This window comes from Piscibacillus salipiscarius, assembly GCF_042685285.1.
Lineage (GTDB): Bacteria > Bacillota > Bacilli > Bacillales > Alkalibacillaceae > Piscibacillus > Piscibacillus salipiscarius.
Genome location: NZ_JBHUMZ010000045.1, coordinates 23,331 through 34,561, shown reverse-complemented (window position 1 = coordinate 34,561; position 11,231 = coordinate 23,331). Strand labels below are relative to the sequence as shown.

Here is an 11,231-nt window from a genome sequence, read left to right as displayed (position 1 = left end):
GTTCTCCTGAAAAGCTTTTAACTTTTTTAAGTATGCATTTTCTAAACGAAGAAGTTCATTTTCATGTTCTAATTGTTCCTCGCGAGACATTGCCTTTTCTTGTTTGGACTGTTTCGATTTACTTTTCTCAGACATAGGAGCCCGTCCTTTCGGTTTTCTTTGAGCCCTTCTATCCCTTCGTTAAGAAACGACCTCTTCCAGTTCGCAATTAGAGAAGGATTATTCAGCTTAAATTCTATTGCAGTATCTTTATAAGAAGCGCCCGTTTGTCTTTTAAAGTTTAATACATCCAGCTTGAATTGAACAGAGTAAACCGTTTTAGAGCGCTTTCTACGTAAACCACCTTCACCAAATGACTTATAAGATTTTACCCACATTCTAATTTGTTCCTTATCCGAAATGTCGTATTTTTTAGCTAACAAACCACAACCCAACGGACCTTCTAGATATTCTTTCACGATTTTTAACTTGAATTCGAAATTATATTTTGCCATACAAAAACACCCCAAAAGTTAGATTTTTTACTCTAACTTTTGGGGTGCAGTACCATTCGGTCACTGTTTTTTATGTTGACTTAAGAGATTTTTATAAAACGACTGTTTTGTTAAACACCCATAGGATTTAAACTAACACCCAAAGAATTACGGATTCTATATAATTTAACACATAAATTCCTCTTACAATTCACTAGGAGGTATTTATTCTTTTTAAGAACCTGCACATAGCAGGTTAAACAAACCAAAGGGATACAAATTTTTGTTTTACACATCCAAAATTCAATAAATTCTAATCGTTTTCTAATTTTCTCTTCTAAGTTTTCTCAGAATTTAAAGATATAGTGGAAATAGATCAACATTAGGAGGGATTCTCTGATGAAACGAAAAATGATTGCTGGAGCATTAGCTAGCACAATTGCCGTTGGTGGAACTGTTGGTGCAGTGACATATAGTGATTCAATTTCAAAAACTTCGAATCAAAAATTGGATGTGAAGGGAAAAATGGAATCTCAAGCTACAGTAAATGCAAATAAATTAATTGGTGTTGAAGAGTTAGAAGATATTGTACTTAATAAGGTAGATGGTTCGATTGAAGATGTTGAACTTGATACTAGAAGTGACAATAAGGCTTACTATGAGGTTGAGGTTTTAAAAGATGAACAAGAATACGAACTCATTATTGATGGTTATACTGGAAAAGTCTTAAAAGTTGAAGGTGTGAACCACACGTCAAAGAGTAATGGTGAGGAACAGGTAGAAGTAAAAGACGATGAGAATAAAAGTCAGAAAAATACTGAACCAATAGGTAAAGAAAAAGCTATTAGACTAGCATTAGAAGTAACATCTGGAAAAGTGTCAGACATTGAATTAGAAGAAGATGATGGTCAGTATGTGTATGAAGTAGAAGTGAAGGGTGAGAAAGAGTCAGGAGTTAAGATTGACGCATATACAGGTGCAATTATAGATATTGAATTAGATGATTAATTTAACACGCTTTTGCGTGATAATATAGATGGAGTGGTAAGGGTGCTTACCACTCCTATTTAAATAGTTTTTTAAGTACTTTTCCTGTTGCTTTTCCAGCCGCACGTCTTCCAATTCGTTTTCCGGCATGTCCTTTTCTTACCGAATCAATATCATTCCAAATTCTTAAAAATTTATAGATTCTCGATTTCATACCCATAATTTTGCCTCCCTTAATATAGAGGTTTTTATGTAATTATAGCATGTCAAAGTATAATATTATAAAGCTTTACCTATTTTTGCTACAATTTAATAAAAGGGTGATTGTATGGAAGAATTAGTTGGACATTGTGATATGTGTAAGAAGCCCGTTTATTGTGAAAATGGCTTTTTAAATGGCGTGCATCAAAACGGAAAACTTTACTGTAATTCATGTGAACATAAACTAAATGAAAAGAGGGATTAGATGAGTATTTATGACGTTAAGGTTGAGAAGAGTGATGGGGAGCTTGAATCGTTAGGAGAGCATCGAGGAGACGTACTGTTAATTGTTAATACCGCAAGTAAATGCGGGTTTACACCACAATTTGAAGGACTCCAGCAACTTTATGAAAATTATCAAGATCGCGGATTTAAAGTGTTAGGTTTTCCTTCTGATCAGTTTATGAATCAAGAGTTTGATAATCAAGATGAGATCTTAAATTATTGTCAAACTAATTATGGGGTCACATTTCCAGTCTATAAGAAAGTAGACGTTAAAGGTGAAAATAAAACGGATTTGTTTAAATACTTAACTGAAGAGAAAAAAGGCTTTCTAGGCGGTGAAATTAAGTGGAACTTCACGAAGTTTCTCGTTAACCGTAACGGTGAAGTTGTTAAACGTTATTCACCTCAGACGAAGCCAGAGAAAATTGAGGAAGATATAAAAGGTTTGTTGTAGTGGATTAAATTAAAAAGAAGCGAACAAAGCAACTCTTGACTTTGTTCGCTTCTTTTTTTAAATTAGAATTCTTTTCTAATATCTTTGTCCTTAAAAATAATCGCATTATCATTAAAGCTTAGTGTTACATGTCCACCGCTTATATTTAATTCATTTTGAACTTCTTCTATAATTTGATTGAGTTTTTTCTCATCATCTTCATTTTTACCACGGTCTAATGTCACCCTAATGATGGGTTTTAAATCCACTTCTTTAACAGATGGAACTTGCTTATAATTAATGCCTAACTGCATGCCAGCGTCTTTAGGGTAGGTCAACCATAATTCCTGAAGTTGATCCTCTCCAAATGCTTCATTTAGCTTTGGCCTTAATACAGATTCCAGCTCATATTCAAACGATTCAGCGACATAGCTGTCAGTTAGTTCATCCGTTTCATTATGTTCAAAAACTAAAAAACGAAATCGATCATCTTGATCAGATTCTACAACAGCAGCATAAGTAAAAGTATCATAAACATCTACATTATCATAAAACGAATCAGTAATTTTATACTCACTGCTGAAGTTTTCTTCGATATAACTTTGAGCTTGTTTTTTAATATCGGATACTTGTTCGTCATTTGGAGTTAAGCCTTGATAAGTTAAAATTGATATAACAACGCCTAATACAAACAGACCTACCATCCCAAATGTTATTACTTTTTGTTTATTCGTCAAGATCTCTCACCTCATAATGTTTAAAACCATCTAACTATCATTCTCCCATAACTATTTTAAACGAGATTACTTTATTAGGAAATAAAAAAGAGCAATGTTCAAAAATTGTTAAAATGTCAAAATTTTTGTAAAATTAATATATGGAAGTTTAAAAGGGGGAGAAGGTTATTGGAGACAGTAAGAGAAGATCAAATAGAGGAACGCGTACATAGAAAGAAAATGAAGCCTTGGATTAAATGGTCGCTTATTCTATTAGGTGTTCTGATAGTTATTGTTGTTGGTTTATTAATTTATGCAAACGCTTACGTCAATCGATCATTACCACAAATAGAAGGTGAGAAAGTGTTAACCGCATTAGAACAGGATGTGTCTGTTACTCGTGATGAAGCCGGGGTGCCTCATATTTCAGCTAGTTCTAATGAAGATTTATTTTATGCTCAAGGATATGTAACTGCACAGGATCGTTTGTTTCAAATGGAGATGTCTCGTAGACAAGCATCAGGACGGTTAAGTGAAGTAGCGGGTGAGGCGGCTTTAAATCAGGATAAATATTTTAGAACGCTTGGCCTTAGAAGGGCTGCAGAAGCTTCACTAGCGTTGTATGATGATGAAGCCTTAGAAGCGTTACAAGCATATGCTGACGGTGTGAATGCTTATATCGAAGAAGTTAACAATGAAAATAAATGGCCTGTTGAATTTAAATTAATGGGAATTAATTCGATGGAAAAATGGACGGTTGTTGACTCGTTGACAATTGGTAAATACATGGCATTTGATTTAGGAGGAAACTGGGAAAGACAAGCTTTCAACTACTATTTAATCAATCATTTTAATGAAGATGAAGCTTATGAACTATTTCCATCCTACCCTGAAGATGCTCTAACAAACATCTCGGATGAAGAATATGTAGATCTTACTTCTAGCTTAGTACATGCACCAAAAAACCATGAATTTAATGGGAGTAATAACTGGGTCGTCAGCGGTGATAAAACTGAGTCTGGAAAACCACTATTAGCAAACGACCCCCATTTAGGCCTTGCCACTCCATCAATTTGGTATCAGGTTCACCTTGAATCTGCGGATTATAATGTTTCTGGAGTTATTTTCGCTGGTGTTCCAGGTGTTATTTTAGGTCATAACGAGAAGATCGCATGGGGGGTTACAAACGTTAACCCAGATGTGCAGCAATTATATCTAGAAAAAAGAAATAAAGAGAACCCACAAGAATTTTTATATGAAGATGAATGGGTAAAAGCAGATGTCATTCGTGAAACGATTCATGTAAAAGATTCGGAGAGTGTTGAACTTGAAGTGTTAGAGACCGTCCATGGGCCAATTATTTCTGAATTCGCGAATGAGACGGATGCTGATCCATCAACTGCTTTTTCAGTCGATTGGACGGCACTTGAGCCAACAACAGAACTGTCAGCCATCTTACGTATTAACCGTGCTTCAAATTGGGAGGAATTTGAGAAAGGATTAGAATACTTTCATGCGCCAGCTCAAAACTTTGTCTTTGCATCAAAAGACGGTACGATTGCTTATAAAGCGAATGGCAAAATTCCAAAGTATAAAAATTCAGAAGATGCACTCTTACCATTACCTGGTTGGGACTCAAGTAATAATTTAACTGAAAATATACCTTATGATAAATTGCCTACTCTAATCAACCCTGAAAAAGGTTTTATCGCAACAGCTAACAATAAAGTCATTACTGATGAGTACCCTTATCATATAAGTCATGTTTGGGCGCAGCCTTATCGATATACACGAATTCATGAAGTACTAGATCAGAAAAACTCATTAACCATTGAAGATATGAAAGAACTCCAAATGGATCAGAAAAATTTACGAGCAGAGTGGCTCGTGCCAATTATGGTGGGAGTGTTAGAGAATCAAGATTTAACTGAGGGTGAAATGGCAGCACTGAATTTGCTGAAAGAATGGAATTACTTTGATAAAGCAGAAAGCCCAGAGCCACTAATTTTTCATGAATTTGCAAGTCAAATTGAAAAACAGTTATTTTCAGAGGAGATACCAGATGATATCTATAGTATGTTTAAAGGTCGAGGTCAAACTTTAGATTTCCTCATCTCGTCTGCTTATGACGGTGAGTCTCCAATTTGGTTTGACAAAAATGGAGGTATAAATAAAGTATTTAAAGATGCCTTTCATCAAACTGTCGCAAACTTAAAAGAGTCATACGGAAGTGATCTTAACGCATGGGCCTGGGGAGATGAACATCAGGTGTACTTTGCTCATCCGTTATCAAGTATTTCAATATTAGATAAATTTTTTAATTCAGTAGAGCCTGAGCCTGTTGGAGGGAGTGGTGTAACAGTAATGGCAGCATCCTACGACGAGGATGGTATTGTCGATCACGGTGCTTCCTGGCGGTTTGTTATCGACTTAGAGAATCTTAAAAAATCTTATCATATCGTTGGCCCTGGACAAGCTGGACATTACAGAAGTGAATGGTATGGTGATCAAATCATGGATTGGGTCAATGGAGACTATCACCTAACGAAGATCAATGATTATAAAGGAGAAGAATTAATATTAAGAGCGGAATAATATCCAAGCTTTGGGGTAAATAAACATTACCTCAAAGCTTTTTTCTTTCTATATAAATAAATTAAAGCCCAATGCAAAGATTAATAATATAGATTTTAAAAGGAGAGAACAGGATGAATCGAAAACTAATTGATTGGCCAACGTTTATAGCGTCATTCATTTTATTATTAGCTGTCGTCATTCCACTTGTTATATATCCTAAAGCAGGCGAGACGTTTGTTAATGAGTTAAATAATTTTGTTTCAGGAAATTTTGGTTTTTTATATTTATTAATGGGTTTAGGCATTTTCTTTTTCTTAGCATTTGTAGCATTTAGTCAAAACGGACATGTAAAACTAGGGGAAAAAGATGAAAAGCCTGAATTTGGGACAGCTTCTTGGGCAGGCATGCTGTTCAGTGCTGGTATTGGTTCTAGTATTTTATATTGGGCAACCATTGAGTGGGCTTATTATTACCAAGGACCACCATTTGGACTCAGTCCTTCTGAGAATCAACTAGAAACGATTCAGTGGGCTTCGACTTATGGTATTTTCCACTGGGGACCTATTGCATGGGCGATTTATACGTTACCGGCAATTCCGATGGCTTATTTCTTTTATGTTAGAAAAACACCAGTCATTAAAATAAGTGAAACGTTAAGACCTTTATTAGGTAACACATCTGATTCAGTCATAGGACGCATTATCGATGTTTTGTTTATTTTTGGACTATTAGGTGGAGCAGGGACAACACTTGCACTTGGTACGCCGTTAATTACTGCTGGTGTTTCTGATATTACTGGACTTGAAGATACGATGTTATTACGTACGATCATCTTATTAGGGGTAACTGTGATTTTTGGGATTAGTTCCTATTTAGGCTTAAAAGAAGGGATCAAAAGGCTAAGTGATTTCAATTTAGCTTTAGCTGTGTTTTTATTAGTATTCGTATTTGTGACTGGTCCAACTTTATTTATATCTGAAACGACGACCAACAGTATCGGATTAATATTAGATAATTTCTTTCACATGAGTACTTGGACTGAACCGTTTGCGAATGTAAGTGGATTTAATGAAACAGGATTCCCGGAAGCCTGGACAGTTTTCTACTGGGCTTGGTGGTTAGTATATGCACCGTTTGTCGGGTTGTTTATCGCCAGGATTTCTCGTGGTCGTACGATTAGACAAGTGATTGTGGGTACGATTATTTACGGTTCATTAGGTTGTTTATTATTCTTCGGAATTATGGGTAACTTTGGTCTTTACTTACAATTAACAGGTGCATTTGATGTTGTCTCTGTATTAAATGAACAAGGAGCTCCAATTGCGATTATTTCAATTATCAACCAACTACCTTTTGCGAAGTTCATGGTGGTAGTATTTGTTATACTGTCGGTTGTTTTCTTAGCTACAACTTTCGACTCGAGTTCCTACATTCTAGCATCCGTTACCCAAAAAGAGGTTGAAGACGGAGAACCTGAGAGGTGGAATCGTTTATTTTGGGCCTTCACCCTATGTATCTTACCTCTGGCTTTAATGTTCTTAGGTGGACTCAGTACACTGCAAACGGCAAGTATCATTGGTGGTTTCCCATTAATTTTCATTATGTTCATGCTCGCTTGGTCATTTATGAGAGCGTCAACGGGAGACTTAAAAGCAGATGACAAGTTTAGACCTAAGACAGTGGTACTTGATTATAAAAGAATTAGGGAACGTATTCGTAACAGACGATTGAAGCTTAAGGAAAAAGAAAAACGAAATGATGAAGAGGAATAAACTAAAATCCGAAGCCGATGAAATATCAGCTTCGGATTTTTATTTAATGACGAGTTAATTTTTGTAGTGCATCATTCGATTTCTCAATTTCTTTGTGAAGCAAATGGTTATGCTCAGCTTGTTCTTGGATGGATGCACTTATTTCTTCTATAGAAGCAGATGATTGTTCAACTGAATATGTGAATTGATCAATCGTTTCTTCGATTGCTTGAGTATTTTCATCGGCCACCTGTGCTTTACTTACAAACTGGTCAAGTTGTTCAAGAAGGTTTTTGGACGATGTCTGGAATTGTTCAAAAATAGAGTGGTTTTGATTAACTGTTTCAATGTTTTCTTCTAATTTATCTGTCATAGTGTGAAGTTTATCTTCAGTTTTCTGGTTTGTCTCTTTCATACTAAGTAAATTGGTCGAAATGGTTTTAGCTGTTTGTTCGGTATGCTCTGCTAATTTACGAATTTCATCTGCTACAACGGCAAACCCTTTACCATGTTCACCCGCTCTTGCTGCTTCAATGGATGCATTTAATGCCAGCAAACTAGTTTGATCTGTAATGTCTTGAATATCTTTCAGAGATTTAACAGAAGAGTCGACTTTATCACTTAACTCATTAAAAGTTAAATTCATGGAGTGCAGGCTATTTTTTAATTCTTCAATTTGATTAGTTAATTTATTTGAACTTTGCAGACCATTCGATGCGTGTGTTTCATTATCAACCGTTGATTGATGCAATGTCTTTAATTCCTCGGTCATGTCATTCACAATGGTGTATGTATCTTTAACGAGTTGATGTATTGTGCCAATTGAACTTGAGTGATTTTCAGTACCGCTAGCTATTTCTTGAATGGCTAGATTCATTTCATCGAGCGATTGTCTGTGGTCACGCGAACGTTTAGAAATCTCTGCCATGCTTTCTTGAATTAGTTTAGCTTGACTTTCAATTTGGGCTTTTTGTTCAGATTCTTTAAGATAGTTTTGTTTATTCTGCTCATGAAGATCTTCTAATTTATCATTCATATGTTGAGCTACTAACTGCTGACAATAAAGAACGATTCCACTTAGTACTAATAACAATACTGAAATTCCATAGTCGAAATTAAATTCTTGACCATACCTCATGATAAAGGCGATTAATAGTCCAAGACTTAATACAAATCCGTAAACTAAAACGCTCTTAGATAAATATAGCGCTGTACTTATTAATAAGAAATAAATCAGTGCAACGTTTTGACCTGAAGATGATACTGTTAAAATAATAGCTCCAATAATGGTCGCTAGCCCCAAGATACTTATGTATGGATATGCATTCATACCTTTTTGAGTTTTTAATAAAACACCCAGTAATAAAATTAAGACAACTGAACCAATACCAATAATTGCTATTACAACTGGCTTTTGTCCTAGTAATGTGTTAACAACTAAACTTAAGGACATTACAATCATTAAAAATATTAGCATCAATTTGTTCTTTCTAAATAACGATTCTTTTGCCAAATCTACTTGCTCCATTTTCACCCCTCCAATTTTTAATAGAACTTTACCTGACGGATTCTGTTAAGGAAGTCCTACATTTTCAAAAAAATTCAAAAATAAAACTAAGACTATTTTAACATAAAAATTCTCTAAAATTAGCAAAATTTATCTATTAAATTAAAAGCTCTCATATTGCAAGAACTTTAGGAAGGGGGTATGCTAATGAAGATGAAAGGCGAGGGGAACAAAATGAATAATCCACAAATCAAAAATCCAAAAGCGTTATTATTTTCTTTATGTTTCGTATTAATGTTTTCTGTGATGAACGGTACGATGTTTAACATCGCAATTCCAGATATTGCAGAGGCATTTAGCCTGTTACCATCCGAAGTGAGCTGGGTAATGACAGGATATATTATGATTTATGCTGTTGGAGCATTAGTATATGGTAAATTAACCGATACAATTGCTCTAAAAACATTAATCACTTTTGGGTTAATTGTGTTTTCGTTAGGCTCTTTAATAGGATTTATTGCACCTAATTACGGATTCGTATTAATGGCAAGAGTTATTCAAGCGATCGGTGGTTCAATGATTCCAGCTATTGCTTTTATTGCGCCAATTAGATATTTTCCAAATGAAAGAGGTAAAATTCTTGGAATTATTTCATCCGTCATGGCCTTCGCTTCAGGGATTGGTCCTATTTTAGGTGGAGTCATTGGTGGATTTTTAAGCTGGCAATATTTATTTTTAACGTCAGCTTTTATCATTATAACTTTACCATTTTTAAGAGCAAATCTACCAGACGAAAAAACAAAATATGTCAAATTAGATTATATAGGTGGAAGCTTAGTTGCCAGCTTAATCGTTTTGTCTCTAATGGGGATTACACTCGGTCAAAGCTGGACTTTATTTATCGTAATGATACTGGCTATATTAGTCGTTTTTAGAATGAAGAAAGCCAAAGATCCTTTTATTCCACCACATCTTTTTAAAAACAGTAACTATGTTGTGACATTATTAGTAAGCTTTATTAGTGTTGCTTGTTTATTTGGGCTAATGTTTTCCGTTCCAATTATGCTTAGAGATGTATATGAGTTATCGACATTACAAATTGGTTTAGCTATGTTTCCTGGTGCGATGAGTGCAGCACTTATCGGTAGGAAGGGAGGACAATTAGTAGACCAAAAAGGTTCTAGAATGATCTTCTTGGTAAGTTTGCTATTGTTGCTAACTGGATTTCTAGTCGTCTCAACAACAGTCGGCACACACCCAGTCATATTTAGCTTAAGCTTAGTATTTCCAATGATGTGCTTTCCGTTAGTTCAATCTTCTGGTGCTGATTTATTAGCAGGAATTTTAAGTCAGAAAGAAACGGGCGTAGGCATGGGAGTATTTAACTTATTGAATTTCGTTTCAGGTGCTTTAAGCGGAGCATTAGTCGGTAAAGTGTTAGATATCTATAGACCAGATTACCCTTTGAATCCACTTGGTGTTATAGATAGTGGAGCTGTTTACAGTAATGTGTTTATAGTATTTATGGTGTTAATTTTAGTTGGCTTTATAGTATTTAAATTTTTTCATCATTCACCATTACAAACCAAAACTGAGTCACCTTAATCGGCGGCTCAGTTCTATTTGTGATTTACAAAAAATTTACTTAATACTTATTGCTTGTTTCGTTTTTACCACTTACAATGTTTTTAATATATTGGTTATGTTTACTAATTAGTATTGATTTTTGGCTAATTAATAATAATATTATAGACAGTACTATTATTTTAACTTCCTATTATTCTCTATATAATTGAGAAGTTGTGAAAGGAAGGTTTTCATGAAAACATTTCGTCTAATTTCTATTGAAATTCTGGAGAAATCGGGTGATGAACTACAGAACAAAAAAATTGATATTTCTGCAGGATTAATTATTGACCGTGAAATTGACAAAGATCGATGGTTGATTGAGTGTTTAATTCCAAGATCTTATATGGATTTCTTTCAAAGCAAAAAGGATGAAGACCGTGAATTAGTCGTTCAAGTAAGGATATCTAAGGCTGAGAATCCGAAAGCTACCATTGTTGCAAAAATTAATTCTATTAATGATATTGAAGATGAAATAAACGTCATTCTAATTGGAAATTTGGTGAACCGTGAACGTGAGCAAATTGAGCAGATGTTACAGGAATTAATTGAAGCAGGTTATCAAGGGGCTTCTTTGCTAAAAAAATTTAAAGAGAAAAATCAGGAAAGCTTTTTCTAGACAAATATTGTGGCCAATCGGCGCAACATACTAAGCTAATTGTCATTATAAGCAGG

General features: G+C 34.8%; 10 protein-coding genes. 6 read left to right on the top strand and 4 right to left on the bottom strand.

Annotated features, from left to right (window positions below; translation table 11 throughout):
* Positions 1 to 68: 68 nt before the first annotated feature.
* Positions 69 to 494, bottom strand: coding sequence for a transposase (locus ACFSW4_RS12765; RefSeq protein ID WP_377329735.1), 426 nt, complete (start codon positions 492 to 494; stop codon positions 69 to 71).
* A 378-nt stretch (positions 495 to 872) separates the two neighbouring features.
* On the opposite strand from ACFSW4_RS12765, the gene ACFSW4_RS12760 reads away from it, so the two are divergent.
* Complete coding sequence (locus tag ACFSW4_RS12760; RefSeq protein ID WP_054754720.1) at positions 873 to 1,481, top strand: PepSY domain-containing protein; 609 nt, start codon at positions 873 to 875, stop codon at positions 1,479 to 1,481.
* A gap of 55 nt (positions 1,482 to 1,536) precedes the next feature.
* Here the strand turns inward: ACFSW4_RS12760 and ACFSW4_RS12755 are convergent, their stop codons facing one another.
* Complete coding sequence (locus ACFSW4_RS12755) at positions 1,537 to 1,680, bottom strand: hypothetical protein (RefSeq protein ID WP_279401927.1); 144 nt, start codon at positions 1,678 to 1,680, stop codon at positions 1,537 to 1,539.
* 246 nt (positions 1,681 to 1,926) lie between these two features.
* Here ACFSW4_RS12755 and ACFSW4_RS12750 point away from each other — a divergent pair, with 246 nt between their 5' ends.
* The gene (locus tag ACFSW4_RS12750; RefSeq protein WP_054754721.1) at positions 1,927 to 2,400 is read left to right on the top strand and encodes a glutathione peroxidase; all 474 of its coding nucleotides are present in this window, start codon (positions 1,927 to 1,929) and stop codon (positions 2,398 to 2,400) included.
* 62 nt (positions 2,401 to 2,462) lie between these two features.
* On the opposite strand, the gene ACFSW4_RS12745 is transcribed toward ACFSW4_RS12750, so the two are convergent.
* Positions 2,463 to 3,116 carry a hypothetical protein gene (locus ACFSW4_RS12745; RefSeq protein WP_377329733.1) on the bottom strand — a complete coding sequence of 218 codons (654 nt, stop codon included), beginning with the start codon at positions 3,114 to 3,116 and terminating at the stop codon, positions 2,463 to 2,465.
* A gap of 168 nt (positions 3,117 to 3,284) precedes the next feature.
* Here ACFSW4_RS12745 and ACFSW4_RS12740 point away from each other — a divergent pair, with 168 nt between their 5' ends.
* Both ACFSW4_RS12740 and ACFSW4_RS12735 read left to right on the top strand, forming a co-directional pair.
* On the top strand, positions 3,285 to 5,690 hold the full coding sequence (locus tag ACFSW4_RS12740; protein WP_377329731.1) for a penicillin acylase family protein: 2,406 nt from the start codon (positions 3,285 to 3,287) through the stop codon (positions 5,688 to 5,690).
* A gap of 113 nt (positions 5,691 to 5,803) precedes the next feature.
* The gene (locus ACFSW4_RS12735) at positions 5,804 to 7,444 is read left to right on the top strand and encodes a BCCT family transporter (RefSeq protein ID WP_377329729.1); all 1,641 of its coding nucleotides are present in this window, start codon (positions 5,804 to 5,806) and stop codon (positions 7,442 to 7,444) included.
* Between the two features lie 43 nt (positions 7,445 to 7,487).
* On the opposite strand, the gene ACFSW4_RS12730 is transcribed toward ACFSW4_RS12735, so the two are convergent.
* Positions 7,488 to 8,951 carry a methyl-accepting chemotaxis protein gene (locus ACFSW4_RS12730; protein WP_377329727.1) on the bottom strand — a complete coding sequence of 488 codons (1,464 nt, stop codon included), beginning with the start codon at positions 8,949 to 8,951 and terminating at the stop codon, positions 7,488 to 7,490.
* A gap of 186 nt (positions 8,952 to 9,137) precedes the next feature.
* On the opposite strand from ACFSW4_RS12730, the gene ACFSW4_RS12725 reads away from it, so the two are divergent.
* Positions 9,138 to 10,535, top strand: coding sequence for an MFS transporter (locus tag ACFSW4_RS12725; protein ID WP_377329725.1), 1,398 nt, complete (start codon positions 9,138 to 9,140; stop codon positions 10,533 to 10,535).
* A 214-nt stretch (positions 10,536 to 10,749) separates the two neighbouring features.
* On the top strand, positions 10,750 to 11,175 hold the full coding sequence (locus tag ACFSW4_RS12720) for a YwpF family protein (RefSeq protein WP_054754728.1): 426 nt from the start codon (positions 10,750 to 10,752) through the stop codon (positions 11,173 to 11,175).
* The last annotated feature ends 56 nt before the right edge of the window (positions 11,176 to 11,231 follow it).